General features: G+C 65.3%; 18 protein-coding genes and 2 pseudogenes. 10 read left to right on the forward strand and 10 right to left on the reverse strand.

What is annotated here, in order from left to right:
• Positions 1–247 precede the first annotated feature (247 nt).
• Both ASE91_RS17910 and ASE91_RS17915 read left to right on the forward strand, forming a co-directional pair.
• Positions 248–496, forward strand: coding sequence for a response regulator transcription factor (locus ASE91_RS17910; RefSeq protein ID WP_056628679.1), 249 nt, complete (start codon positions 248–250; stop codon positions 494–496).
• Positions 497–547: 51 nt separating this feature from the next.
• Positions 548–3,547: a glycosyl hydrolase family 28-related protein gene (locus ASE91_RS17915; RefSeq protein WP_056628683.1), complete on the forward strand. Its 3,000-nt coding sequence runs from the start codon at positions 548–550 to the stop codon at positions 3,545–3,547.
• A 74-nt stretch (positions 3,548–3,621) separates the two neighbouring features.
• Here the strand turns inward: ASE91_RS17915 and ASE91_RS17920 are convergent, their stop codons facing one another.
• The 3 genes from ASE91_RS17920 to ASE91_RS20310 all read right to left on the reverse strand — a co-directional run bounded on the left by ASE91_RS17920 (position 3,622) and on the right by ASE91_RS20310 (position 4,664).
• A complete protein-coding gene (locus ASE91_RS17920) occupies positions 3,622–3,894 on the reverse strand; it encodes a hypothetical protein (RefSeq protein ID WP_235530552.1) in 273 nt (90 codons plus the stop codon).
• An 83-nt stretch (positions 3,895–3,977) separates the two neighbouring features.
• Positions 3,978–4,298 (reverse strand): hypothetical protein, encoded by a 321-nt coding sequence (locus ASE91_RS17925; protein ID WP_056004253.1) that lies wholly within the window; start codon positions 4,296–4,298, stop codon positions 3,978–3,980.
• A gap of 96 nt (positions 4,299–4,394) precedes the next feature.
• On the reverse strand, positions 4,395–4,664 hold the full coding sequence (locus ASE91_RS20310) for a hypothetical protein (protein ID WP_200910941.1): 270 nt from the start codon (positions 4,662–4,664) through the stop codon (positions 4,395–4,397).
• Here ASE91_RS20310 and ASE91_RS17935 point away from each other — a divergent pair.
• The 6 genes and pseudogenes from ASE91_RS17935 to ASE91_RS17960 all read left to right on the forward strand — a co-directional run bounded on the left by ASE91_RS17935 (position 4,653) and on the right by ASE91_RS17960 (position 14,527).
• The gene (locus tag ASE91_RS17935) at positions 4,653–5,051 is read left to right on the forward strand and encodes a VOC family protein (RefSeq protein WP_056004247.1); all 399 of its coding nucleotides are present in this window, start codon (positions 4,653–4,655) and stop codon (positions 5,049–5,051) included. The two genes, ASE91_RS20310 and ASE91_RS17935, sit on opposite strands and share 12 nt — an antisense overlap.
• A gap of 1,548 nt (positions 5,052–6,599) precedes the next feature.
• Positions 6,600–7,319: pseudogene (locus tag ASE91_RS21085) on the forward strand (TIM-barrel domain-containing protein); the annotation flags it as partial.
• A 3-nt stretch (positions 7,320–7,322) separates the two neighbouring features.
• Positions 7,323–8,083 (forward strand): annotated as a pseudogene (locus ASE91_RS21090) (DUF5110 domain-containing protein); the annotation flags it as partial.
• Positions 8,084–8,260: 177 nt separating this feature from the next.
• Entirely contained in the window at positions 8,261–10,723 is a 2,463-nt protein-coding gene (locus ASE91_RS17950; protein WP_056628692.1) for a glycoside hydrolase family 95 protein, read from the forward strand.
• 985 nt (positions 10,724–11,708) lie between these two features.
• On the forward strand, positions 11,709–14,168 hold the full coding sequence (locus tag ASE91_RS17955) for a S8 family serine peptidase (protein ID WP_162233684.1): 2,460 nt from the start codon (positions 11,709–11,711) through the stop codon (positions 14,166–14,168).
• Between the two features lie 89 nt (positions 14,169–14,257).
• Positions 14,258–14,527 (forward strand): I78 family peptidase inhibitor, encoded by a 270-nt coding sequence (locus ASE91_RS17960; protein WP_235530559.1) that lies wholly within the window; start codon positions 14,258–14,260, stop codon positions 14,525–14,527.
• 350 nt (positions 14,528–14,877) lie between these two features.
• On the opposite strand, the gene ASE91_RS17965 is transcribed toward ASE91_RS17960, so the two are convergent.
• The 7 genes from ASE91_RS17965 to ASE91_RS17995 form a co-directional block, all read right to left on the reverse strand.
• A complete protein-coding gene (locus ASE91_RS17965) occupies positions 14,878–15,834 on the reverse strand; it encodes an FAD:protein FMN transferase (RefSeq protein ID WP_235530553.1) in 957 nt (318 codons plus the stop codon).
• Between the two features lie 17 nt (positions 15,835–15,851).
• Positions 15,852–16,697: a DUF4198 domain-containing protein gene (locus tag ASE91_RS17970; RefSeq protein ID WP_056628910.1), complete on the reverse strand. Its 846-nt coding sequence runs from the start codon at positions 16,695–16,697 to the stop codon at positions 15,852–15,854.
• A 20-nt stretch (positions 16,698–16,717) separates the two neighbouring features.
• Positions 16,718–17,227: a DUF2271 domain-containing protein gene (locus ASE91_RS17975; RefSeq protein ID WP_443024558.1), complete on the reverse strand. Its 510-nt coding sequence runs from the start codon at positions 17,225–17,227 to the stop codon at positions 16,718–16,720.
• Positions 17,228–17,857: a PepSY-associated TM helix domain-containing protein gene (locus ASE91_RS17980; RefSeq protein WP_056628703.1), complete on the reverse strand. Its 630-nt coding sequence runs from the start codon at positions 17,855–17,857 to the stop codon at positions 17,228–17,230. It lies immediately after the preceding gene.
• On the reverse strand, positions 17,854–18,537 hold the full coding sequence (locus ASE91_RS17985; RefSeq protein WP_056628706.1) for a Fe2+-dependent dioxygenase: 684 nt from the start codon (positions 18,535–18,537) through the stop codon (positions 17,854–17,856). Before ASE91_RS17985 ends, ASE91_RS17980 begins: the two co-directional genes overlap by 4 nt.
• Positions 18,538–18,556: 19 nt before the next feature.
• Entirely contained in the window at positions 18,557–20,956 is a 2,400-nt protein-coding gene (locus ASE91_RS17990) for a TonB-dependent receptor (RefSeq protein ID WP_200911279.1), read from the reverse strand.
• 442 nt (positions 20,957–21,398) lie between these two features.
• The gene (locus ASE91_RS17995; protein WP_056628709.1) at positions 21,399–23,783 is read right to left on the reverse strand and encodes a TonB-dependent receptor; all 2,385 of its coding nucleotides are present in this window, start codon (positions 23,781–23,783) and stop codon (positions 21,399–21,401) included.
• A 176-nt stretch (positions 23,784–23,959) separates the two neighbouring features.
• Here ASE91_RS17995 and ASE91_RS18000 point away from each other — a divergent pair, with 176 nt between their 5' ends.
• Entirely contained in the window at positions 23,960–25,747 is a 1,788-nt protein-coding gene (locus tag ASE91_RS18000; protein WP_056628712.1) for an arylsulfatase, read from the forward strand.
• Positions 25,744–26,586, forward strand: coding sequence for an SUMF1/EgtB/PvdO family nonheme iron enzyme (locus ASE91_RS18005; protein ID WP_056628715.1), 843 nt, complete (start codon positions 25,744–25,746; stop codon positions 26,584–26,586). The genes ASE91_RS18000 and ASE91_RS18005 overlap by 4 nt, the downstream gene beginning before the upstream one ends.
• The last annotated feature ends 122 nt before the right edge of the window (positions 26,587–26,708 follow it).

Raw genomic sequence — 26,708 nt, forward strand, 5'->3', positions numbered from 1 at the left:
CATGTTTCGCTGCGGCATCGACACCCTCCCCCAAAGCGCACCCGCTGCGGTCAGCCGTGCGAGTTGTCCAACAGATCATATCGGTTTTTCGGAAAAAACCGCTTGAATATGATCGTCATAGTCGAACATACTGAAACCTGTCCAACCGATTCCGGGCAAACCGGAACGAAACATACCCGCCCCGCGACCGCCCGACGCGGCAGCACGGGGCGATGTCACTTGGGAGAGTGCGATGAAAGGGGCAGCCATGGAAGCGCGCACGACGACGAGGTCGCGAAGCTGCGACATCGGCTCGGCGGTGCGACTGACGCCGACACAGGTGAAGGTGCTGTGCGGCGTCCGTTCGGGACAATTCAACAAGCAGATCGCCCACGACCTCGGCATCGCCGAAGCGACGGTGAAGGCGCACATGACGGCGTTGATGCGCAAGCTGAACGTGCAGAACCGCACGCAGGTCGCGATCGCGGCGCAGTTGCTGGTGCCGCACCCCGCCTGACACTTGTCCGGGGCACCCGCCCCGGAACCCCATATTGACGGAGCCTCCCCCATGAAGGTGTACGGCCTGCTGTTCGCCGCGACCCTGCTCGCGCCCGTTCCTGCCCTTGCGCAGTCAACCTCGGTGTTCCTGACCGCCCCCGACGATCCGCGCGCGGTGACGGTCCGGGGCGTCGGCGATGGACGCGCGGACGACACCGCCGCGATCCAGCAGGCGATCGACGCGGTCGCCGCCGACCGGCAGCGCGGCGGGGGCGGCGTCGTCTTCCTGCCCTCCGGCCGCTATCGCATCTCGCGCACCGTGTTCCTGCGGTCGGGCGTGCGGATGTTCGGCATCGGACCGACACGTCCCGTCTTCGTCCTTGGCGACAATACGCCGGGCTATGCGACCGGCATCGGGGCCATGCTGAGCTTCACCGGCGAGGATCAGTATCGCGCCGGCAAGCCGCCGGTGCCGCCGCCCACCAGCGTTCCGGCCAATGACGCGGTGTTCGATGCGACCTCGACGACCTTCTACTCTGCGTTGGCGAATGTCGACTTCGAGATCGGCAACGGCAATGCCGGTGCCGTCGCGGTACGTTCCCGCGTCGCGCAGCACGGGTTTCTGCGCCATATCGATTTCCGCCTCGGCTCGGGCTTTGCCGGCGTCTATCAGGCGGGCAACGAAGCCGACAATCTGCGCTTCTTCGGTGGCCGCTATGGCATCGTCACTGAAAAGACGTCGCCGGCATGGCAGTTCACGCTGATCGATTCGGAGTTTTCGGGCCAGCGCGACGCGGCGATCCGCGAGCATGAGGTCGACCTGACGCTGGTGAACGTTGCGATCCGCGATACGCCGGTCGGGATCGAGATCGATCGCGGCTATTCGGACTCGCTATGGGGCAAAAACGTCCGGTTCGAGAATGTCAGCCGCGCCGGCGTCGTCATCTCCAGCGAACAAAGCGTCTTCACCCAGATCGGGTTCGACAATGCGGTCGGAGTAAATACGCCGGTCTTCGCGCAGTTCCGCGAGAGCGGCCGGACGATCCGCGGGCAAGGCGCGCAGTGGCGCGTCGCCGACTTTTCGCACGGGTTGACGCTCGCAAAGGTCGGCGAGATGGGCAAGATCGCAACGGATATCAGCATGACGCCGCTCGCCACTGCCCCGGCACGCCCCGCGCCGGCATTGCCGCTGCTGCCGCCCGTCGGCGAATGGGCGAACGCCAGAACGCTCGGTGCCAAGGGCGACGACCAGACCGACGACACCGCCGCGCTGCAACGCGCGGTCGATGCCCACCGCGTCGTCTATCTCCCGACCGGCCGCTACCGCATCACCGATACGCTGAAGCTGCGCCCCGACAGCGTCCTGATCGCGCTCCACCCGAACCAGACGCAGCTTTACCTGCCCGACAACGCGCCACGCTTCGCCGGCATCGGCGACGCGAAAGCGATGGTGGAGAGTGCGCGGGGCGGCAGCGCGATCCTCTATGGGCTCGGCCTTTATGCCGGGGGCGTGAACCCGCGTGCGTCCAACCTGATCTGGCGCGCGGGCGAACGGTCGATGGTCAACGACGTCCGCATCCACGGCCCGGTCATCTACAATCAGGGCAAGGCCAGTGGCGGCGGCATCGATCCCGAAGCGCGCTGGGACGGGCAGCAGGCCAGCATCTGGGTCACCGATGGCGGCGGCGGCACGTTCAACGCGATCTGGACCCCGAACGGCCTCGCCTCCACCGGCTTCTATGTCAGCGACACCAAAACCCCCGGCCACGTCTACGAATTGTCGGCCGAACATCATTTCAAGAACGAGATCGTGCTGCGCAACGTCGAGAATTGGGAGTTTCTGGCCCCCCAGACCGAACAGGAGGTCCGCGACGGCGTCTACGCGGTGTCGACCGAGTTCCACGACAGCCGCAACATCCTGTTCGCCAACTATCACGGCTATCGCGTCACCCGCACCGCCAAGCCGATGGACACCGCCGTCCGGCTGTTCAATTCGGGCGACATCCGCTTCCGCAACGTCCATGTGAATGCCGAAAGCGCCTATGCCCATTGCGACACCGAAGGCTGCGGCACGTTCGTCCGGGCGAGCAAATATCCGTTCGAGAACGCCATCAAGGACCTGACGACCGGGCAGGAAGTACGCGAGCGCGAATTCGCGAAACTGGACGTGCCTGCTGCCACCCCGCGCCCGGCTGCGTCCGTCGGGGTTCCAGTAACGCCCGGCGTGCGCAAGCTGGCGGACGGGTTCTACTCGATCGCAGGGGGCGCAACCGATGCGCAGGGCAAGCTCTACTTCATCGACCGCTTCCACCAACGCATTCATGGCTGGTCGCCGTCCGAGGGACTGACCACGGTGAGCCAGACGAGCCTCGACCCGGTGAACCTGACCGTCGACCGGTCGGGGCGGCTGCTGGTGCTGTCGGGGGCCGGGCGCGACGGCACCGTCTACAGCATCGATCCCAAGGCACCCGACGCCGTCCGCACGATCGCCGCCACCGCGCCGCGCGCGGGCAGCGCGATGGCGTTGCCGGTCATTGTCTGGGCGAACGGCGAATTCGCCGACCGCATCGATCGCAAGACCTACGCATTCCCGCCCCTGTCGTCCTTCTTCACCGACAAGATGGGCGAAGCGAAGCGGCAGGCCTATGTATCGCCCGACGGGTCGGTCGCGATCCCCGCATTCCGCGTGTGGAATCAGGGGCCGGACGATCATCAGGGCTGGCGCTGGTCCGATACGCTCGACAGCTACGGGCTGGTAACCGCGCGCGTGGGCGAGCGGATCTACCTGACCAACGCGTCCGAGAATCTGACCTATAGCGGCGCGGTGACGCGCGGCGGGGCGCTGACGGATCTTCGCGTCGTCGCGCCGCGCGGCGGCGAAAGCGTGGCACGCGGTGCCGATGGCGAACTCTACGTCGCGAACGGACAGATCTGGGTCTATGACAAGGACGGTCGTGAGGTTCGCCGCATCGACGTGCCGGAACGTCCGCTCCAGTTGCTGATCGGCGGACCGGACCGTCGCACGCTCTATATCCTCGCGCACCACGCCCTGTATGCGGTCGGCATCTGAATAGGGCGTCGATCCGGAACCGGTACGCCTCCCTCTTGCTTCCCCGTTCCGACGTGAGAAGGTGGCGGATCGACCTACAGGCCGGCTTGTTCGATCATCTCCGCGACCTCACCCGGCAAGGCGGCTTCCGACTTGGGCAGCAGCCGGTGAAGCGCCGTCTCCACGCGTTTGCGTGCGACCTGATACGCCTTGTGGCGGATGACCCGCATCGCGTTCGTCCGCCAGGATGGGCTCTCACCGAGCCGCGCTTCCCACTTCGCTTCCTCCGCTTCGAGGATCGACAACGCGATGCGCAATCCATCGCGTCGTCCGCGGGCATATTCATCGGAAATTGGTGGTAACTTCATCTGAGATGAGGTTGGCCCGCCCGACAGTTCCTGACAAGGCAAATCCCGGTGGGGCGGGCTTTCCTGGCGGGCAGAGAGGTGGCTTAATTGCCTTCGGCGTCGACCATGACCACGATCGGCCTGCCGCGCGACATCGGCTCCCAGCCGGCCGACACCGCCGAGCGCACGCAGCGCGCGATCGTGGCATCGTCAAGCTGGAGCCGACCGCGCGGCAAACCCTTCAGCAGCCGCTTGGGCGGCGGAAATTCGACCAGCGCTTCGCGCTTGGCGTCTTGCTGGAGCAGCGCAATCGTCATGCCCTTCCACCCCTCGTCATCCGACTGGTGGGGTTCGCTGTGCAGGTGCCAGTCATAGCTGGCACCATCGACGGTAACGGTTCCGGCGTTCATTCGGGATTTCGACATGATCCCGCCTGTAGCACACCAAATCCGCACAGGCACAAACCCGGGTTCCGGCACCGTGCATATAACACGTTGTCGATCAGCAATCCCCAGCTGCAATCAAACCGGCAGAAGCCCGACTGCCCGGTAGCTGGCAATCGTGGCATCGAAGAGCGCGATGTCCGATCGGCCCCTCGCGAAAAGTTGTGCGCCCGCGACCGCTGCATCGATGGCGCGTGCCCTGACTTCGCTCCCGCCCGGTTCGCCTATGCCGACCGCAGCAGCGGCGTGCAGGAACTGGATGGCCGCCCACAGCAACCGTGCAACCGGACGCGGTTCGGGTTCGTTTGGAAAATACCCCGAGCAGGAGAGAATAAAGTGCTGTTTCACACGATGATTGGATCGAACGACATCCAGCGATCGAAGCGCTTCTACGACACGGTGCTCGGCACCCTGGGCGTTGGCGAAGCGACGCTCAACATCGCAGACAGCGGGCATACCCGTCTGATCTACAATAACGGCAACGGGACCAACTTCATCGTCAGCCAGCCGATCAACGACGAACCGGCAACCGTCGCGAACGGCAGTACCGTCGCCTTCGCGTGCGATTCGCCCGAGCAGGTGAAGCAGTTCCACGATATCGCGGTCGCCAATGGCGGCACCTCGATCGAAGCGCCGCCGGGGCCGCGCAACACGGCGTCCATGGGCACGATCGAACTGACGTACGTGCGCGATCCCGACGGCAACAAGCTTTGCGGGATCCATTTCCCCAAATAAGCGGGCGTATCGTATCGTGGCCGTGTTCCCCGTCCGTGTTCCGGGCGGGTAGCGCTTGGTCGATCCGGCGCGACAAAGATCGTCCACCAAGTCCGGCGGGTCAGGTCGCGCGCAACATTGCTTGGGCATTTCCCCGAACCGCCGGGGCATGGATCGGCCCATTCGGCGTCAGCGGCCGCTGGGTCCCACCCATCCCGGCGCAACGCGATCGCATCGAAAAAGCCGCCATTCCATTATTCCCGAAGAATGTCGCCATCCTGCTCGTCGGCGTCGAGGGTCGGCGGCAACCTGCCACGGTACAGCTTCACGTGCACTCTCGTCGCCGCACGCCGCGGCCGCATTGACGGTGGAAACGGCTCTGGCGGTCGCTGAACGATGCGTGCGTTTACCTGAGCGCCTTCCGCAGATAACGAATGGTTTGGTCAAGCCGCCGATGATAAGCGGCAACCTGTGCCAGAAGGTCGGAATATGAACAGCCCGTCATACCGTGTTGACCGACGCTCGTTTCTGCAGATCGCCGGCGTGGGTGGCGGCGTCGGCCTTGGCCCGCCGCTCGCAGCCGCGGTGACCCAGGCCCCCGCACCGCCGCTACAGGTCCGCGTGCCGGGCGGGATGCTGAGCGTCATGCCGTTGCGCGACAATGCGGTGCGTATCCGCCTGTCGCCGGACGGCGCCGAAGCGCCCGCCAGCCAGTTCCTGTTGCCCGCCGGGATGCCGCGCTGCCGGGTGCGCCGGACGAAGCGGACATCGACCCTGTCGCTGGCCCGGCTGACCTGTTCGCTGGACGACGCGACCGGGGACCTGGCCTTCACCGACGCCCGGGGGCATGAGATCCTGCGCGCGCCGGCCGGCCGCGCCGCGCCGTCGGCGGTACGGGGCCAGCCGACGCTGGCGGTCGAACAGACCTTCGTCGGCCCGGCCGGCGAGACGCTGTTCGGCGGCGGCCAGTTCCAGGACGGGTTCCTCGACATCAAGCGGCTGCCGCGGCGGATGACGCAGGTGAACACGCAGGTCAGCCTGCCCTTCTTCGTGTCGAGCGCCGGCTACGGCGTGTTGTGGCACAATTACGGGCTGACCGACCTCAACCCCCTGCCGCATTCGGTCGCGCTGCCCAGGGCCGCCGCGGCCGGGGCCGGGCGCGAGGAGACGGTGACGACCGCCGCCGGCTCCAGCACGCAGCGCCGTCAGGACAATGTGTTCGAGGGCAGTTTCGAGACGACCCATGCCGGCCGCCACGCGCTGCTGCTCGACGTCGGCAGCGAGATGGCGAACCGCTATCATCTGGAGATCGACGGCACGGTGCTGGTCGATTTCGCCAATCACTGGCTGCCGCCGACGACCAGCCTGTTCGCCGATCTGGCGCCCGGCCGGCACCGGGTGCGGGTGATCGGCGACGCCCGGAACGCGCCCGTCCTGTTCTTCGGCGCGGCGCAGGACGACACGGTGCTGCGGTCGCCGGTGGCGGAGGCGCTCGATTACGTCGTGGTAGCGGGCGACGACGGCGCCGGGATCGTGTCGACCTATCGCCAGTTGACCGGCACCGCGCCGATGCCGCCGCGCTGGGCGTTCGGCTATGTCCACAGCCGGGAACGCTACCATACGCAGGAAGAATTGCTGAGCAACGCGCGCGAGTTCCGGCAGCGGCGGCTGCCGATCGACATCATCGTGCAGGATTGGGAATATTGGGGCAAGCACGGCTGGAACGCGATGGTGTTCGACCGCGATCGCTATCCCGATCCCGCCGCGATGGTCCGCGACCTGCACGCGCTGGACATGAAGCTGATGCTGTCGGTCTGGCCGAAGGTCGGGCTGGACACCGATCTGGGCAAGCAGATGACCGCGCACGGCTATTACGTCGCCGGCACCGAATGGATCGACTTCTTCAACGGCGAGGCCGCGGCCTTCTACTGGAAGAACGAGCGCGACAAGCTGCTGTCGCTGGGCATCGACTGTTTCTGGCAGGACGCGGTCGAACCGGAAAACGATGCGCTGGCCGGCCACACGACCGCGGCCGGGATCGGCGAGACGGTGCGCAACATCTATCCGCTCCAGGTCGCGCGAACGGTATACGAGGGGCAACGCCGCGACGCCCCGGGCAAGCGGGTGCTGACGCTGACCCGCTCGGCCGCGCCGGCGCAGCAACGCTATGGCACGATCACCTGGTCGGGCGATGTCGGCAACGACTGGGACACGCTGGCGCGGCAGGTCGCCGCGGGGCTGAACTTCGCCGCCGCCGGGATGCCGTACTGGACGGTCGATGCCGGCGGGNNNTCCAGTACGCCACCTTCCTGCCGATGCAGCGGGTCCATGGCTATCAGACCGACACCGAATTCTGGCGCTACGGCCCGAAGGTCGAGGGGCTGGCGCGTGCGCTGATCGAGCTTCGATACCGCCTGCTGCCCTATGTCTATAGCGAGGCGGCGCTGGTGACCCACCGCGATTCCAGCATGTTGCGGCCGCTGGTCATGGACTTCCCCCGGGACGGCCGCGCGATGGCGCAGCGCCACGCCTATATGTTCGGGCACGCGTTCCATGTCGCGCCGGTGCTGGCGCCCGACGTCACCGAATGGCCGGTCTACCTGCCCGAGGCGGCGGGCGGCTGGCACGATTTCTGGACGGGCGAGCGCCGCACCGGCGGCACCGAACACCGCGTCGCGGCGACGATCGACCGTGTCCCGCTGCACGCGCGCGCGGGCAGCATCGTGCCCCTCGGGCCGGTCGCGCAATCGACGGTGCAGGCGACCAACGCCGACCTGGAACTGCGCATCTATCCCGGCGCCGATGGCCGGTTCAGCCTGTATGAGGATGACGGCACCAGCTATGAGTACGAAGAGGGCCGGTTCGCCTGGGTCGACTTCGCGTGGAACGACCGCGACCGGACGCTGTCGATCTCCGCGCCGCGCGGTTCGCGTATGGCAAAGGTCCAGTTGCGACAGCTTCACATCGTGCTGTCCGGCGAAAAAGCGACGCGGGACGTACCCTATAACGGCCGGGCAATGTCGGTAACGATGCGCGCAGACGGCGCGGCATGATATCAAACGATCACCGCCGGGCACTTCGTACGGATGATGTCCATCGACGATATATCGCGAAACAAGGTCGGATGCTAATTTTTGGTGCGTCGCTGTCGCATTCGATGAAAATACGATCGTTCTGAAAGAAGGTACGTCATGATACGTTGGAGCAGGCGTGGTCTATTGAAAAGCGGCATGGCTGCGATGGTCGGACCGGCCGGCACCGTCGTAGAGGCGGTCGCCGCACCGGCACCGGCGGACGGCCCCGCCACGATCGGCGAACACGACCTGATCTGGTTCGATGCACCGGCGGATGGATGGATCGAGGCGCTGCCGATCGGCAACGGCCGGATCGGCGGGATGGTCCATGGCGGCGTCGCGCGGGAGATCGTGTCGCTCAACGACGATAGCCTGTGGTCGGGTCAGCCGTCGAACCCTGACAATCCCGGCGCGCTCGCGGTGCTGCCGCAGGTGCGCGAGGCGGTGTTCGCGGGCGACTATGTCCACGCCGACGGGCTGAGCAAGCAGATGCAGGGCCCGTTCAGCAACGCGTACGAGCCGCTCGGCGACCTGATCCTCGACATCACCGGCAACGGTGCGGTCGGCGCATACCGGCGCGCGCTCGATCTCGACAGCGCGGTGGCGAGCGTCGGCTATACGCAGGGCGGTATCCGCCATCGGCGCGAGATGTTCGTGTCGCATCCCGATCAGGTGATGGTGATCCGGCTATCGGCGGACCGGCCGGGGTCGCTGTCGTGCCGCGTGGGATTGAAGACGCCGTTGCAGGGGACGGTGGCCGCGACGGGTTCGCGCGTCGTGCTGACCGGCAAGGCGCCGACCGTGTCGCAGCCGCAATATCGCAACGTGCCCGACCCGGTGATCTACGACCCGGTGCCCGGCAGGGGCATGGCGTTCGCCGCGATCGTCGACGTCGCGGCGACCGGCGGCACCGTCGCCGCGCAGGGCGACGCCGTGACGGTCACCGGCGCCAGCGAGATCGTGCTGCGGATCGCGACCGGCACCGGCTTCCGCTCCTTCGATGCTGCGCCGGATCGCCCGGTCGTGGAGATCGTCGCGGCCGCGACCGCGCAGATCGACGCCGCGCGGACGAAGACGTTCGACGCGATGAAGGCGGCGCATGTCGCCGACCACCGCCGGCTATACCGTCGGTCCCGGCTGGCGATCGGCGTGCCGCGCAACGACGTGCCGACCAACCGCCGCCGCAGCGACAATGACGGGGTGCCCGAACCGGCGCTGGCGGCGCTGCTGTTCAACTTCGGCCGCTACCTGCTGATCGCAAGTTCGCGTGCGGGCACGCAGGCTGCCAATCTTCAGGGCATTTGGAACGACATGGTCCGGCCCCCATGGAGTTGCAACTACACCACCAACATCAACATCCAGATGAACTACTGGCACGCGGAGACCGCCAATCTGGCGGAGTGCCATGGTCCGATGATCGACTTCATCACCCATGTCGCGCGCGCCGGGCGTCGGGTCGCGTCGGGCTATTTCGGGATGCCGGGCTGGTGCGTGAACCACAATTCGGACCTGTGGGCGATCGCCAATCCGGTGGGCGAGGGCAAGGGCGACCCCAACTGGGCGAACTGGCCGATGGCGGGGCCGTGGCTGGCGCAGCACCTGTGGGAACATTATGCCTTTGGCGGCGACGTCGCCTATCTGCGCGATACCGCCTATCCGCTGATGCGCGGCGCGGCGGAGTTCTGCGCGGCGTGGCTGATCAAGGACCCGAACACCGGTTACCTGACGACCGCGCCGTCGACCTCGCCCGAGAACATGTTCCTCACCCCCGACGGCAAGCGCGCGGCGGTCAGCGCGGGATGTACGATGGACCTGGCGCTGACCCGCGAACTGTTCGCCAATTGCGTCGCCGCCGCCGCGATCCTGAACACCGATGCCGCGTTCGCGAAGCGGCTGACCGCGCTCGCCGCGGCGCTGGCACCCTACCGGATCGGCCGGTACGGCCAGTTGCAGGAATGGTCGCACGACTTCGCCGAGCCGGAGCCGGGCCAGCGCCATATCTCGCACCTCTATCCCCTCTACCCCGGTGGCGAGTTCACGCCGCGGCAGACGCCGAAATGGGCGAAGGCGGTGCAGGTGTCGATGCAGCGGCGCGAGACCAATGGCGGCGCGCAGACCGGGTGGAGCCGGGCATGGTCGGCGTGCATCTGGGCGCGGCTGGGCGACCGCGAACACGCCGGCTATGCGGTCGACCAGTTCGTCCGCAAGAGCCTTGCCGCCAACCTGTTCGACACCCACCCCGCCAATCCGCGGCCGGTGTTCCAGATCGACGGCAATTTCGGCATCGCCGCCGCGATCGCGGAGATGCTGGTGCAGAGCCATGACGGCGGCATCGCTTTCGCACCGGCGCTGCCGCCTGCATGGAAGGACGGAGCGGTCACCGGACTGCGCGCGCGCGGCGGGGCGACGGTCGACCTGCGCTGGACCGCGGGTGCGGTGCAAGACGCCATGCTGACCGCATCGCGGACCGGCGATCAGGCGATCCTCGCGCCGCCGGGGCAGCGGATCACGACGATCCGCGACGACGGGACAACGATCCGGATGCGCCGGGATGGACCATGGACGGTCTTCACCGCGCAGGCGGGCCGATCCTACCAGCTTGATTTCGCCGTGATCTGAGAAATGCCTGACCAACCGCATCGGCGGTTTTGAGGGAGCGAAACGAGGAGCGAACCTTCCCGACATGTTGCCGATCGATGGCGGGCGAACGCCGGCAACCCGCTGTTGTTGCCGGAGCTCGATCGCCACGCCCGCCATCACGCAGACCGGAGTCGGCCCGGCTACGGTCGTACCGGTAGCGGCACAGGATCGGCAGCAGCTGAACTGCAACGCCGGCTGGCGCTTCACCTGCGGCCACGTCGCAAAAGCGCGGCAGGCCGCAGCGGCGAGGCGCCGGTCGCCTTCTTTGCTGCGGAGCGGTCTGACACACTTCTTATCCCGCAGGACAATGGTCGTTTGCAGATACCGTCCGCTTCCAGCCTGAACTGCTCGTCAGGCAGGAACGACACATGGCCCCCCGTAACGTCTAGGTGTTGAACATCGTCAACGAAGACGCGGTTCACGGCCGAATGATGTTCGGCATCGTACGACGTGACGCGCTGCTCGGTACTTACCTCTGCTAGGGCGTTCCTCATCTGTGGATCCCCTCCACCTTGTAGAGGTCGCCCGACGCAAGTCCTTCGCCTCCCGCTCCGGTAATTTGAGCCATTCCCGGTCATCGGCGGCTTGCGCCGCTGGTACCGCTCGTCGGCTGGCCTGCTCGTGGCACCAACGGCGCAGTGTCCCGGTCGTGCAACCGACCTTCCCGGCGATCGACGTCAGCGCCCGTCTCCGCGCCTGCTCATCGATAGGAGCCTTCCAAAAAACCCGGGACGCTTCAAACCGCCGCACGATCGGCCACATCCAAAAGAACGATGTGCCCTACCCCTGCGCATCCGCCCCACAAAAATGGTTACAAAAATGTTGACATGCTAATAGTAGCCTTCACTATGTATCCCATCGCTTCGGTGCGACGTCCGTGCCGACCTGCGGTCCGATTACGCCAGTGAGGTTCGTCGTGGGACGAAGCTGGCGGCCGTTGAAAACTTCCATGGGGGCGAACAGCATGACAGCCAGCACCAATATTCGTTACGGGCTTCCCGGCACGATCTCCAACAACGCAGATTTCGCGATCATCGGGTCGGGAGATGGCAAATATCATCTGATGCCGTCGACCGGTATCGGCGGTGTATCGACATCCAATACGTCGTCTGTCGCCATCGGCGGCGTTACCGACCCCATCGCCGCCCAACAATGGCATCTGGCTAAGATTGGTCGTCTCGATACGGTGTGGCAGGAATATACCGGCAATGGCGTGAAAGTCGGAGTCTATGACGCCGGCGTACAATATGATCACACCGATCTGGACGGCAACTATGACAAGAGCCTCGATATCGTTATCGACGGCAAGCGGTTCGATGGCGACTATCGTCCGGCTTCGGGGGGGCACGGCACCGCGGTCGCTGGCATCATCGCCGCGGAACGCAATGGCGAAGGCACCGTCGGCATCGCCTATGAGGCGACGATCGGCAGCGCGAACATCTTCGACCCCTATTCCGGTGGCAAGCTCGATCAGGGCATCTTCGTCAATGCCAACGATCTGACGCTTTTCTACCAGGCAATGAACCAGGCGGCAAAGTTCGACGTCGTCAATCATAGCTGGGGCAGCGGAGCCTATTATGGCACCGGCGGCGATCGGGGTACGGAGAATACGGGTGAATATACGCTAACACAGACGTTCGCCTATGTTGCCGAAGCCGGGCGCAACGGGCTGGGCACGATCAGCGTGAAGGCCGCCGGCAACAACCGTATCGACGGCGAGGGGCAGGGTTCGACCACCGATCGGCATGTCGTCGCCGTCGGGGCCTATCGCGATCTGGACGGCAGCTCGTCCTATTATAGCACACGCGGTGCTCATCTGCTGGTTTCCGCACCCTCGAGCGACTTTGTTGAACTCGGTGGCAACGGCGTGGTCACTACCGATCTTCTGGGTCGCGACGGGTATAATCTGGTTGGCGATCCGGGCGGCAAGCTCGATTATACCGACGATTTCGGCGGCACGTCGGCAGCCGCACCGATGGTGACGGGCGTCGTCGCCCTGATGCTCGATGCGAACCCGGATCTGGGCTGGCGCGACGTTTCCAACATTCTGGCCGCATCGGCGACGATGCCGGTCCCGTTCGATACGCCGCGCACCACGTACGAGTTTGGCGGTACCGACTTCGTGCTGAACGATTCGACCTTCAAGCTGGCCGGCGACGACGCCAACTGGAACGGTGGTGCGTATCATTACTCCACCGATTACGGTTTCGGCGGGGTCAACGCCTATAACGCGGTGCGCATGTCGGAAGTATGGGGTTTGTTCGGCGAGGCGCGCACGTCGGCGAACGAGGTGAAGCTGTCGACGCCGACCCTTGCCGTCAATCTGGTTGCTGCGGCTGGCGACAGTTATTCCGGAGACGCTCTAAACAACGATTTCTCGACCAAGCCGACGTCGTTCAGTTTCAAGATCGACGGCAATGTCGACCTCGAACACGTCGACATGTCCATCAATTACAGCAGCCTGTATGACTTTACCGGACGGGGTGCCATTCCCGGGTCGCTCGGCACGCTCAAGCTGAAGCTCATCGCGCCCGACGGTACCGAAGCGTTTGTAGATACGCTGAACGCGTTCGCTTCGCCGGTTGCGGGTGATCAGTCCTTTACGTTTGGCTTCGCCGGGTTCCGTGGCGTCCAAACCGAGGGCACCTGGACGCTTCAGTTTCAGGAGCATTATTCATCGGCGGTCACGACCATCAACAGCGTCAAGTTGGACCTGTATGGTGCCAAGGCCGACGCGAACGACGTCTACACGTACACCGATGAATTCTTCGCGATGGCGGCGATTGCGGGTGAGTCCGGGCGTGGCGCACTGATCGATACGAATGGTGGCACCGACTGGATCAACGCGGCGGCGATCTCCGGCGATGCGACGATCAATCTCGCCAAGGGCGGTCAGAACAGCTTCGACGGCACGGTCGCATTCACCCTGGGCGCGAAGACAGTGATCGAGAATGCCGTAACCGGTGACGGTAACGACAACGTGACGGGCAACAGCCTTGCCAACGAACTCCATGGCATGCGCGGCGACGACAAGCTGTTCGGTGCGGCGGGTGCCGATACGCTGAACGGCGGAGCGGGCCGCGACTGGCTCGACGGTGGCACCGGTTCGGATATCCTTACCGGCGGGGCAGGCGCGGACATCTTCTTCTTCGACAACGCCCGTACGTCTGGAATGGACCGCATCACCGACTTCGCGTCGGACGACCGGTTATACACGACCCGCGCGATCCGCGACGGCAACCGTGATGGCTATATCGGTTTGGGAACGAACAAGCTCCTCAATCTCGATATGGGCAACAGCGGGGACCGGGTCGCCATCGACGGTTTGGACGCGACGAAGGGTCTCGTCTATATGGGGATGAAGGACGGGTATTACGTGTATGCCATGAACGACGGCACCCACATGCCGGCCGCGTACGCCTGATACCACGCAGCACCGGTGCAGGCGCGTTGCCTGCACCGGTGTCGATCGAGGGATATATGTCGATTTTCATCTGGGCAGGAGTGATCGCGATGACGGTTCAGGCATCGCCGCCGCCACGACCGGGAACACCGGCCGGGCGTAGTGCCGGCATCGATCTTGGTCCTACACTGGCCTTATGCGGCCTCGCGAACGTGAAGGTCGGTGCAAAGCTTTCGGACAATGTCCGCCGGGCGGCTGCCAACAACTCGCGAGTGCGTATCCTGCGGCCGGGTGACATGGCGACGATGGATTTCGTGCAGGATCGCATCAACCTGATCGTGGACGGCGAAGGTTATATCGTCGATATAAAATGCGGATAAGTTTCCTGAAGATAAATTTCCGTTTCCTGCTTGTAATCCGGCCGTTGGAAATCACCGGTCGATTGAAACATCTAGGTCAACAACGTCCTTATAGGATTTCCGCTATTACCGTCGCAGATCCGAAAGTGGTCAGCAGTTGACCGCCTGACCGGATCCAGAAATCTACGTTTACATTTGGCTAAACCCTGCTCACCATCGGACACATATTTACTTTTTTATCGCAACCCCGCCACACATCCATAACACTGACCGCTAAAATGGCGCTTTGCGAATACGAACGTTCTTCGAGAACACGCGCGATCATTATTATAGAATTATGAATATTGTTACGTAAGTTATCGAACAAATTTTTAAATGATCATACGCGCAAACTGCGGCGTCAGAATTTCTTTCACAGAAGTACCAGTTGTCACCAAAATACGTGCCGCGATATTCTGTTCTTCGACCAAACCATTATCTGGGTACGCCACCAGGATCGCAGTTGCCACGGCGTCAGCGAATGCTGCGGTCCCGGCAACGACGCTGACCGACACGACCCCGTTCGTCGCCGGACGCCCCGTCCGGGGATCGAGCGAATGGTCACCGCGGACATAGTTGCCGGAGGTCGCGACGGCGCATTCGTGCAGCGCGAGGCGCAACGGCGGGTGCCCCGTGTCGAGCGGATCTTCGAGGTCGACCCACCATGGGTCACCATCCGGGCGCATCCCCCGCCCGACGCATTCCCCGCCGATTTCGACCAGACAATGCCGTACCGCCCGTTCGGCCAGCAGGTCGGCAATCGCATCGGCGGCATAGCCCTTCGCCACGCCCGACAGGTCCAGCGCCAAACCACCGGGCTGGCGCAGGCGTCGTCCCGCCGGATCACGCCGAAGGCGATGCCATCCTTTAGTCTCCTGCGCTGCGGCGATCGCGGCGATACCGGGTTCGGGCTGCGGTCCGGGCGGCCCGAACCCCCACAGATCGACCAGACGGCCGATTGCGGGATCGAACGCGCCGTGGCTGGCATGGGCCACCCGCAGCGACAGGTCGATGACCGCCGCGAAGTCCGGCGACAGATCGGCCCAGCCCCCGGCAGGCAGCGCGTTAAACCGGCAGAGCTCGGACGCCCGCTCCCAATGGCTCATCTGCAGTACGAGGTCGCGCAACCGGGCATCGATCGCCGCGCGCAGCCCGTCCGCGTCGGCCCCTTCGGACAGCGCGCACGTAACCGTCCAGCGCGTCCCCATCGCAACCCCGGACAGGGTCGCGACGGCTGCGCCCGGATCGTGATCTGTCAGTGCCGCCGCCGATGGTTCGGTCGGCAGCACGATGCGCGGCGGCGGGCTCAGGGCGTCATCACCTCCAGCGTGGTGACATAGCCCATGCGCCGGGCGGTCGCGCGCGCGACGCTCGGCTTCGCATCCTCGTGCGATGCGTTCAGCCAATACATCCCCGCCGCCGGCCAATCGATCGCCAGCACCCCGTCGGCGCCGGTCGTCAGCTCGCGCGCACCCTCGGCATCGCGATAGCGTTTGCCGCCGGGCACCACCGTCACCTTCAATCCCGATGCCGGTTGTCCGTCGACGAGGAAGCGGAACCGCGCCGCCTCTCCCGCAACCAGTTCGTCGGGATGGGTCAGGAAGTCGATCTCCAGTCCCTTGCCCGTCGGTTTGAGCACCGTGCGGGTCGGCTCCCCGGCGGTCACGAAGATCTGGTTGCGGTTGGTCGTTTCGGTCAGCTTGACGTCGGTCGCATCGGCGGGAATGTCGGCGACGGTCAGCGGCGGACGGCGCACGCCATCCGGTCCCGGTGGCCCGCCGCGACCGCCGACGCGCTTTTCCTCGCCATTCACCTTGAAGCTGCCCATCAGCCCCGACATCTCGGTCCCGATCTTCCACGTTCCGGGCTTGTCGAGCTTTACGTCGAACACCGACCGGTACCGGCCGGTCGCACCATTCTGCAACTGCCCGGCGCTGCCGTCGGGCTGCCATATCGTGACCCCCTCCAGACGTCCCGGCTGATGGTCGGCATAGAACAGGTCGTTCGATGCGGCGAAATCGACCGTCACCCAGCCATCGGTGCCCGAGAATACCGTTCCCGACGGCAGCATCCACAGGCGATGCGCGGACACGACGGTGGGAATGGAAAGCAGGGCGGCGGCGGCAAGCAGGTGGCGCGCGAAACGGGGCATGGGCATCATCCTTCGAAGGGTCAGCGGGCGGCGAGTGTCACGGCGCCCAGTTCGTGCGATCCGCTGGCGCGGGCGGCCCTGACGGGAACGGTCAGCGGTACCTGCACCAGTTCGCGGCCACCGGTTTCGCGGGCGGCTTCGACGTTCAGCACATAGCTGCCCGGGCGCAGGTCGGCGGGAAGCGGGATCGTATGGGCACCGGGGGCGCGGGTCGCGCCGCTGACACCGTCGGCGGGCAGTTTCAGGCTGCGGCCCCCCTTTCGCCACCAGGCGCGCAGGTCGGCTAGCCATTTCGTCCCCGGCTCCGCCCCGGACTTGCGGACATCATACCACAGCGCCAACGTGCGCGCCGCGCCGCCGCCCGCCGGTTCGACCCACACCGCCACATACGGCCGGTGATATTCGGCGACCGACAGGCGCGGGACGGTGACGGTGATCGTCCCCGCGGGCGGCGCGGGCGCGGCAGCGACGGTCGCACCGCCCAGAACCGCGAGTGACAGGATGCGCATCGGACTATTTCCCCCGGACATTCAATGGATCAGGAACAAGGCGAGGATCACCGGCAACGCCACCCCTGCCGCGACCAGCGGCCAGGTGGACGGCCGCCGCTTGGCATGGAGTTGCAGCAGCAACAGCCCGGTGATCGAGAACAGGACACAGGCGATGGCGAACACGTCGAGGAACCAGAACCATGCGATGCCGGCATTACGCCCCTTGTGCAGGTCGTTGAGGTAGCTGATCCAGCCACGATCGGTCGTCTCGGCGCGGATCGCCCCGCTGGTCAGGTCGATGCTGACCCATGCATCGCCGCCGGGACGCGGCAGCGCGACATAGGCCTCGCCCTCCGACCATTCGACGGGATGCGCAGCGACGTTCAGCGCCACCTGTCGTTCGATATCGGCAGCGACCCCCGGCGGAATGGTCGCCTTTGCCTCTGCCGCTTTGCCGAGCGGACGCAGCAGGCTGGCAGACAGTTGTCCCTGCCGTTCGGCGACGACGGGTTCGGCCGAGATCGTCGCGGCATGGTTCAGCGTGATGCCGGTGACCGCGAACAGCAGCATCGCCGCCAGCGAGATGCCGGCGCTGATCCAGTGCCACGCGATCAGCTGTTTCGCCCACCATGCGCGCCAGTTGCGTCGGCGTTTGGCGGCAATGCTCATGCGTCGGCCCAGCGGCGCAGCAGGTTGTGATACAGGCCCGTCAACCGGACGACCACCGCATCCCCCTGCCCCCGATCGCCACCCAGCGCCTGCACCGACTGGTCGAGGTCGAACAGCAGCCGGCGTTCGCCGTCGTCACGGACCATCGACTGGAGCCAGAAGAAGGCGGCGGTGCGCACGCCGCGCGTGACCGGCGTCACCCGGTGCAGGCTGGAGGCGGGATACAGCACCATATGCCCGGCCGGCAGCTTCACCGTCTGCGGACCGAAGCGCTCCTCGATCACCAGCTCGCCGCCGTCATAGTTGGCGGGGTCTTCGAGGAACAAGGTCGCCGACAGGTCGCTGCGGATGCGGAAATCGGTTCCGCGCTTGATGCGGATGGCGTTATCGACGTGCAGCCCGAATGCCTCCCCGCCCTCATACCGGTTGAAGAGCGGCGGAAAGACCTTCAGCGGCAGCGCGGCGGCGATGAACAGCGGCGACCGGCCGAGCGCGTCGAGCACGATGCCACCCGCCTCGCGCGCGGCCGCGCTGTCCTCGGGCAACTGGCGGTTGCGCTTGGCCAGCGCGGATTGCGGGCCGGAGGTGACGTTGCCGTCGACCCATTCGCCACCCTCGATCAGCGCGCGAACGCGGTGGAGGGTGGCTTCGTCCAGCACGTCGGGAATAGCGATCAGCATCCGCCCCGGCCCGTCCCCGTCAGAAGTTGTAGTAGAGGCTGAGTACCGCCTGCCGCCGGTCGCCGGGCATCGCCCAGCCGCCGGTCACCGCGCCGGTCGTCGCGTTCACATTGCTGCGAATACCGGTCAGATAGCGCTCGTCGGTGAAGTTCTGGACGTTCAGCTGCAAGGTCGCCCGCTCCGCGATCGTGTAGGCCAGATAGGCCCGATGGATCAGATAATCGTCCGCACGGAACTGCACCGGCTGGAACGCATTCGGCACGTTCAGCGCGATCGATCCCTGATAGGTCAGGCCATAGCCCAGTTCGAGGCCGAACGGCAGCTTGTAGGTGGTGAACAGCGACCCGGAATGTTCGGGTGTCTGCACCAGCGTCGCCCCCGCCTGCGGATCGCGGACACCGGCATTCAGGTCCCGGTCGGAAATCGACTGCCGCACCCTGCCATCGAGATAGGTGTAGTTGGCAAAGATCGTCCACGCCGGCAGGATCGATCCCGACAGCCCGACCGCGATACCATCGACACGCGCTTTGCCGTCGAGCACCTGCAACCCGGCGGGCAATGCCGGATCGTTCGACGGCACCCGGTAATTGGTGCGTTCGTTACGGAACACGGCGGCGGTCAGCTCCAGCTTGCGCCCGAACAGCGCGGCCTTCACCCCCGCCTCGATATTTTCGGCGGTTTCGGGGGCCACCGCGCACGGGTCGGCGGCACCGGCCGCGTTGGGCGTGGCCGACACCACGCCGCAACCCAGACGTACCGTTTGCGACGACGGCGTCTTCGACTTGCCGTACCCGGCATAGATGCTGACCGCCTCGACCGGATGGAACACCGCGCCACCGCGATAGGAGAACAACCGCTCGTTCGAGCGCTGCACCGCTTGCTGCGCCAGGGTCAGCTGCGTGCTGCCCGGGGGAACGATCGCCAGCGGCAGGTTGCGGAACCGGGCGTCCTGCACCTCCCAGCGGATGCCGCCGTTCAGTTCGAACCAGCGGTTCAGCTCCAGCGTGTCGAACGCATAGACTGCAAGATTCTGGGTTTCCGCCCGCGACTGCGCGGTGACGGTCAGGTTGACCGGGCCGGTCCAGCGCGTGTCGGGATTGGCAATGGGCAGGTCGGGCGACGTCACCGCGACACCCGCCGCGGTACGCAACAGGCTGCCACTGGTGATGTGATAGCTTTCGATTCCGCCCGACACGCCGATATTGGCGACGTTGCGGAAACCACCCTTCTCGCCGACCTCGTGCCGCAGATCGACCTGATCGTAGAGCAGGTCGTTGACCTGATCGCGCGACAGCCCGCGCGGACCCGAAGGCCGCCAGTTGCCCCGCGCGAGACCGGTCGGACAGGCGATACCGACCGTCGCCGCCGCGTTCGCGCCGACCGGCTGCAATCCGGTGGTGGCGAGGCAATAGGTGCCCTGCGGCGCGCTGGTGATGCTGTCCTGCGCGACGCGCTGCCAGCGGGTCAGGTTGCGGACCGAAAGACTGTCGTTGATCGCGTGGCGGAACGTCGCGGTGAAGCGGTCGACCGTCTGGTCCTGTCGATCCAGATTGGCGATGCCGTAATAGTCGGCGCGATCAACACCGGGCAGGACGCCGCCGCCGATCGGGCTCTGGAAATACGGCACGCCATAGAGCGGCGTGTTGCGGTCTTCCTGATGGACATAGGCCAGGGTCAGGCTGGTCGGACCGCCGATGCCGATCGTCACCGATGGCGCGATGCCCCAGCGTTCGAACTTCTCGACATCGCGGCCGGGCACGCCGTTATGGTGATAGGCACCGGTCAGCCGTACCGCGACCAGATCGGACACGCGCTGGTTGGCGTCGATCGACGCGCGATAGTAATCGTCGGTACCGACCGATAGCTGCGCGATCGACAGATCCTGTACGCTCGGCACCTTCGACACCAGATTGATCGTGCCGCCGACCGATCCCGATCCGTTGAAGACGGTGTTCGCGCCGTTATAGACCTCGATCTGTTGCAGGTTGAACGGGTCGGTACGGCTATATTGGGCGGAATCACGTACGCCATCGACGGTGATGTCGTTCGCCGCCGAATAGCCGCGCAGATTGATGGAATCACCATATCCGCCGCCGCCCTCGCCGGCACCGAAGGTGATGCCGGGAATGGTCTGGAGCGCGTCGCGCAGTGTCTGCAGATTCTGTTTGCGGATCGTCTGATCGTTCAGGACCGTGATCGTCTGGGGCGTATCGCGCAACGCCGACGTTGCCTTCGGACTTTCCACCTTCGCATCCGCAGCCTTCTGGCCATTGACGACGATCACATCGCGATCGTCGACCTGGTCCTGCGCCGTCAGCGGCGCCGCCACGGGACGGGGCGCCGTTTCCGCAGCGAGTGCCGGCGCGGTGGCAATGAACCCAACGCAGGTCATTGCCAGAAAACTCGTCTTTTCGATCATGTCATCCCCCTGTCGGACGACGCAGCTATTGCGAGTAAGTCGCAGAGTCAATGCTAATGCGAAGTGTTCTTAGATTCTTTCTTTCGTGGTTGACGTGCAGTTCGCGTTAGCTGGGAAGATGCGCCCATCCACGCTCCGTTCGATCGCACACGAAGTTCCAAGAACACCGGACCCCTACCAGAGCAGTACGGGCGCTACGGCTATCGCCGGGTGACCCGGTGGGGGCTGCTCACTCCGCCGGATCGCCCATCCCTGAACATTCCCGAACGGTCTCCAATCCCGACGCGTCGGCAGGAAAAATCGAACCGTGCCCAACGTATGACTGCCAGGTGCCGATGTTGGCTGCGATGCCATAACATTGCCCCGGTCTCAAACGTCCAACCTGCATCTACAGCTTCTGCATACCGGTCATTCGCTCGGAAATCATTCGGCACCAATATCACTACAGCCGCGTCCGCAGGGTAATCCCATAGGTCCGCGGATCACCGAGCGTTCCCGTGATCGCGCCGGTATTGGCTGCGGCGCGTGACAGGAAATAGGTTTCGTCGGTCACGTTTCGACCCCACAACTGAATATCGAGCAGCCCGTCGTTGGTCCGGAAGCCGAGCCGCAGGTTCAGCAGGTCATAGGCCGGGATCACCGAATAGCGGCTGAGGCTGGCGGTAGTGTTGGTGCTCGAGCGATAGCTGTAATCGCTCCCGAAATAGACTTCGCCCGCACGGCCCGCGATGTTCGCGATCGGTGCGCGGACCTCGCCGCCCGCCGATGCCGCCCATTCCGACACGCCGGGAAGCTTGCGTCCTGACAGGTCGCAGATCGTCCGCCCGGTGATCTCGATCGGACACGGCGCATTGGCATAGGAAATATAGCGCGCATCGTCATAGGTGCCCGAGCCGTACAGCGTCAGCCACCGGGTCGGAGTCGCCCGCACATCCGCTTCGAACCCGCGCGTGCGGACCTTCGCCGCGTTGGTGAAAAAGCTGACGCCGTTGCGTTCGATATCGATGATCGTCGTCTGATAATCCTGCACATCGGTCCAGAACGCAGCCGCATTGGCGGTCAGCCGTCCCCCGAACCATGACGTCTTGAGGCCTGCTTCATAGCTGTCGATCGTCTCGGGCGCGATCACGGGGTTGGCGGCGAACTGCCCGGTGGTGGTGATGTTGGCGAGGTTCAGCCCGCCGAACTTGTTGCCGCGCGCATAGGTGACATACCCCAGCACCGGGTCGGCGACCTTCCACGACAACGTCGCCTGTCCCGACAGCCGCCCGGCGCTGGTCTCCGCATCGTAACGATTGGCGACGCCATAGCGCGACCGGATCGTCTGTGCCGCCGTCTGTTGCGCTGTGGTCAGCCCGGCCAGCGACCGCCCGGTCGCGACCTGATCGAAATAGCCCGTCTTGGTCTCATAGGTATAGCGCAGGCCGGTCGTCAGATCGACGCCCGGTACGACATGCCACGTCGTCTGTGCGAACGCGGCATAGCTGTCGGTCACCGGTCGCGACTGGCTGACGACGTTGTACTCGTTCAGCGCCGCGGCCCCGACCGCCGCGTTGGTCGCCGGCGGCAGGAACCAGTCGGCGGCGCGGCTGCCATATCGGTTCACCGCCTCCGCCCGGATCGATTGATAGATATAATAAAGGCCAGCGACATAATCGACCGGACGGTCGCCGTTCGATGCGATGCGGAGTTCCTGGCTGACCTGTCGCTGTTCGTTGCTCTGATGAAAATCGGCTCCCGCATCGATGCTGGTGCTGTCGCCGTCATTGTGCGGATACCAGTTCCATGCCCGATAGGCACTGACCGACGTCAGCGTCGCGGCCCCCAGGTCGAGGTCGGCGGTGACGTTGATGCCGGGCTGGTTCATCGCATAGCGCGGATTGGCATCGACATCGGTGATGCGGAACGCAGGGTCGGCCGGCACCGGGGTATAGCCCAGCCGCGCCGCGCGATCGTAATAGTTGTTCGCGAAGGTAGTACCGTTGTCATAGGCGCGGATCGCGCCGAGCAGGATGCTGCCGGCGGTGAACGAATGCTGCCGCCCCCAGTCACCGATGACCCGCAGTGTCAGCGTATCGGTCGGTTTGTAGAGCAACTGCCCCCGCAGGTTCAGGTCGTGAAAATCCTGCCCGAACCGCCCGTCGAAGCGGTTGCGGGTAAAGCCGTCGCGGTCGGTCTTGGACACGAACAACCGCGCGGCAAGGCTGTCGGTGATCGGCCCCGACACATAGGCATGGAGCTGGCGGAACCCGAAGTTGCCGAGCGACACGTCGCCGCCTCCCTCGACATCGAAGGTCGGCGCCTTGGTCGTCACCACCACCGCACCCGCCGAGGTATTCTTGCCGAACAGCGTTCCCTGCGGGCCGCGTAGCACCTCGATCCGCTCCAGATCGGCGAGGTCGAAGACGCTCTGGCCGGGTCGCGCCAGATAGACACCATCGACATAGACGCCGACCGCCGGCTCCAGCCCGTCATTATAGACCGCGACATTGTTGCCGAGGCCGCGAATGTTGATGCTGGTGTTGCGCGGGTTGGTATTGGTGACGACCAGGCTGGGGGTCAGCTGTTGCAGGTCGCGCAGATTATAGGTGCGGGTCGATTCGATCTGTTCCGCACCGAATGCGTTGATCGCGATCGGCACGTCCTGGCTCCGCTCCGCTCGGCGGCGGGCCGTGACGACAATATCCTCGCCGCCGGATTCGTCTTCGGGGTCATCAATGGCAATTTCGTCGGCCGATGGCACCGGATCGGCCATCACCGGCGTGGCGGACAGGGCCACTCCGGCAAGCAGGAACAGGCGGCAGGCACGGGCTGGCGAAATCGGCATCGATGGTCCCTTGGTCACGAATGGCGGCGGCGTTCGCCGGACCGCGCATGGCTAGGATAGGGACGCCAACGAAACGAACGCACTAAATCCTACTATATTGGTAGATTATCTTTATTGTTGTGGCGCAGCACGGCGCTATGCCCGTGCGTGTAACCTTCGCCACCTTCGGAGAGCCCATGCCGGCCAAGCCCCTGATCGCCGCCGCCCTGCCCGCACTGCTGTTCGCGCTCCCCGCCGCCGCCGCCCCCGACACCTCAGCCGTCCCGGCCGCGCAGGCCGTCGCACCCAAGGACGCCCCCAATTTCCTGGTGATCGTCGCCGACGATCTCGGCTGGTCGGACCTCGGCGCGTTCGGCGGAGAGATCGCCACCCCGAACCTCGACGCACTGGCGCTGTCGGGGGTGCGCTTCACCGGCTTCCACACCGCCCCGACCTGTTCCCCGACCCGCTCGATGCTGATGAGCGGCGTCGACAATCATCAGGCGGGTCTCGGCACCATGGCCGAATTGCTCAGCGACGCGACGCGCGGCCGGCCGGGCTATGAAGGCTATCTCAACGACCGTGTCGCCTCCATCGCCGAACTGCTCCGCGCCGGCGGCTATACGACGCTGATGGCGGGCAAATGGCATCTCGGCCTCACCCCCGATCGCGAACCGGCGGCACGCGGCTTCGAACACAGCTTCGCGCTGTTACAGGGCCTGTCGAACCATTTCGGCGCGGACCAGAATGCCGCGTGGCAAAAGGCCGGCCTCGCCCCCAGCTATCGCGACGACGGTAAACCCGCCTCGCTCCCGGCGGGCCGCTATTCGACCGATTATCTGGCCGACCGGCTGATCGGCTATCTCGATCAGGCGAAGCGGGCCGGCGACGACCGGCCGTTCTTTGCCTATCTGCCCTTCACCGCACCGCACTGGCCGCTCCAGGCTCCCTCCGAAACGATTGCGAAATACAAGGGCCGCTACGATGCCGGCTACGAAGCGCTGCGCGAGGCACGGCTTGCTCGTCAAAAGCAACTCGGCCTCGTCCCCGCCAACGCCGTCGCCCACACCACCGAACAGGTCCGCCCATGGGCCTCGCTGACCGCCGAAGAGCGCGCGATCGAGGCCCGCAAGATGGAGGTCTATGCGGCAATGATCGACCGGCTCGACCAGAATGTCGGGCGCGTCATCACCGCGCTGAAGGCGCAGGGCCGCTTTGACAACACCGTCATCCTGTTCCTGTCGGACAATGGCCCGGAAGGGAATGTCATCGAAGCGCCCTCCCCTCGCTTCAAGGAGGCTGACCCGAAGGCGCCGCCCGTTGATCCCGATGCCCCGACGCCGGTCGATCCGTCGCTGGGCATCGACAACCGCCTTGCCAATATCGGCGCGGCGACCAGCTACATCGGCTATGGCCCGGGATGGGCACAGGCCAATTCGACGCCGTCATGGCTGGTAAAAGGCTATCCTGCCGAAGGCGGCATCCGCGTCAGCGCCTTCGCCGCGGGCAAGGGCGTGGCCGGCGGCGGCCGGATCGCCACCGCCAATCTCGACGTGCGCGACATCGCCCCGACGCTGCTCGACTATGCCGGGCTGAAGCAGCCGGCGAGCTTTGCAGGCCGGCCGATCCTGCCGCATCAGGGGCATAGCCTGCGCCCCGTCCTGACCGCCGCTGCACCGGCGGTGCGGACGGCGGACGAAGCGGTCGGCTACGAACTCTTCTATCGCCAGGCGCTGCGTAAAGGCGACTGGAAGATCGTGTACCTGCCTTCCGGCACCAACCGCTACACCCGCAAGGGGGTCAGCACGGGCCGTTGGCAGTTGTTCGACGTCGCGCGCGATCCCGGTGAGACGCGCGATCTGGCAGCAGCCGAACCGGCCCGCCTCGCCGATCTGGTCGCCGCCTACGACGCCTATGCCAAGGAGAAGGGCGTGGTGCCGCTGCCCATCGCCGAGGTTCAGGCCGCTGTGGTCACCAAACCGTGAGGGGGGCGACGGCGCTGCTGCTGGCGGCGGCGGGGCTGGCATCGACTGGCGCGCAACATCCCGCTGCGCGATGCAACGCGACCGATCGTTGCGTTGCCATTCCTGCGGGCGCGGTGCTGCTGGGCGAGGATGGCGCAGGGCGGCCGGGCGTTGCGACCCAAGTCGCCGCCTTCAGCATCGACGCGCACGAGGTGACCAATCGCCAGTTCGCCGCCTTCGTCGCTGCCACCGGCTATCGCACGCGCGCCGAACGCGAGGGTGGCTCGGCAGTGTTCGTCGCGCCGACCGAGCCGATCCCGCTCGACAACGCCGCCCGCTGGTGGCGGTTCGTGAAGGGAGCGGACTGGCGTCATCCGCAGGGTCAGGGCAGCGCCATAGACGGACATTGGCATGACCCGGTGGTCCATGTCGACCGCGCCGACGCCGCTGCCTATGCCGCATGGGCGGGCGGCGTCCTGCCAACCGCCGAACAATGGGAACGCGGCGCGCGCGGTGGACAGATGACCCCGCGCGATCCGATGGCATGGGCATTCGACCACGGCAAGGCGCAGGCCAATGTCTGGGAAGGCATCTTCCCGATCGCCGATACTGGCGCAGACGGTTATGCCGGTATCGCCCCGGTCGCGCGGTTTCCGGCCAACGGCTTCGGCGTGTACGATATGGTAGGTAACGTGTGGGAATGGGTTTCGGGCAGCGGACCGGTCGGCATCGTCAAGGGCGGCAGTTTCCTGTGCGCCACAAACTATTGCGCAAACTTCCGCCCCGCCGCCTTCCAGGCACAGGAACAGGATGTTCCGACATCGCATATCGGGTTTCGCGTAGCGTATCGTATTCAATGAAAAACGTAGCCCCCGAAACGGTCGTTCAAAGCTCTCTACCCATTTACCAGCTTCAGACATTCTCTGTGGATGGCTCCCGCGTTGCAAGGGTAATTTGACGATCTGACGTAGGGTCGGGTGCA

It is taken from the genome of Sphingomonas sp. Leaf62 (assembly GCF_001421915.1).
In the GTDB taxonomy this organism is placed as follows: Bacteria; Pseudomonadota; Alphaproteobacteria; order Sphingomonadales; family Sphingomonadaceae; genus Sphingomonas.

Coding starts and splice junctions, on each gene's coding strand:
- ASE91_RS17950 (WP_056628692.1), top strand. CDS start 8,261: ATGGCTGCGATGGTCGGACCGGCCGGCACCGTCGTAGAGGCGGTCGCC.
- ASE91_RS17990 (WP_200911279.1), bottom strand. CDS start 20,956: ATGATCGAAAAGACGAGTTTTCTGGCAATGACCTGCGTTGGGTTCATT.
- ASE91_RS17980 (WP_056628703.1), bottom strand. CDS start 17,857: ATGAGCATTGCCGCCAAACGCCGACGCAACTGGCGCGCATGGTGGGCG.
- ASE91_RS17975 (WP_443024558.1), bottom strand. CDS start 17,227: ATGTCCGGGGGAAATAGTCCGATGCGCATCCTGTCACTCGCGGTTCTG.
- ASE91_RS17995 (WP_056628709.1), bottom strand. CDS start 23,783: ATGCCGATTTCGCCAGCCCGTGCCTGCCGCCTGTTCCTGCTTGCCGGA.
- ASE91_RS18000 (WP_056628712.1), top strand. CDS start 23,960: ATGCCGGCCAAGCCCCTGATCGCCGCCGCCCTGCCCGCACTGCTGTTC.
- ASE91_RS17985 (WP_056628706.1), bottom strand. CDS start 18,537: ATGCTGATCGCTATTCCCGACGTGCTGGACGAAGCCACCCTCCACCGC.
- ASE91_RS17960 (WP_235530559.1), top strand. CDS start 14,258: ATGACGGTTCAGGCATCGCCGCCGCCACGACCGGGAACACCGGCCGGG.
- ASE91_RS17910 (WP_056628679.1), top strand. CDS start 248: ATGGAAGCGCGCACGACGACGAGGTCGCGAAGCTGCGACATCGGCTCG.
- ASE91_RS17955 (WP_162233684.1), top strand. CDS start 11,709: ATGACAGCCAGCACCAATATTCGTTACGGGCTTCCCGGCACGATCTCC.
- ASE91_RS17915 (WP_056628683.1), top strand. CDS start 548: ATGAAGGTGTACGGCCTGCTGTTCGCCGCGACCCTGCTCGCGCCCGTT.
- ASE91_RS17925 (WP_056004253.1), bottom strand. CDS start 4,298: ATGTCGAAATCCCGAATGAACGCCGGAACCGTTACCGTCGATGGTGCC.
- ASE91_RS17970 (WP_056628910.1), bottom strand. CDS start 16,697: ATGCCCCGTTTCGCGCGCCACCTGCTTGCCGCCGCCGCCCTGCTTTCC.
- ASE91_RS17920 (WP_235530552.1), bottom strand. CDS start 3,894: ATGAAGTTACCACCAATTTCCGATGAATATGCCCGCGGACGACGCGAT.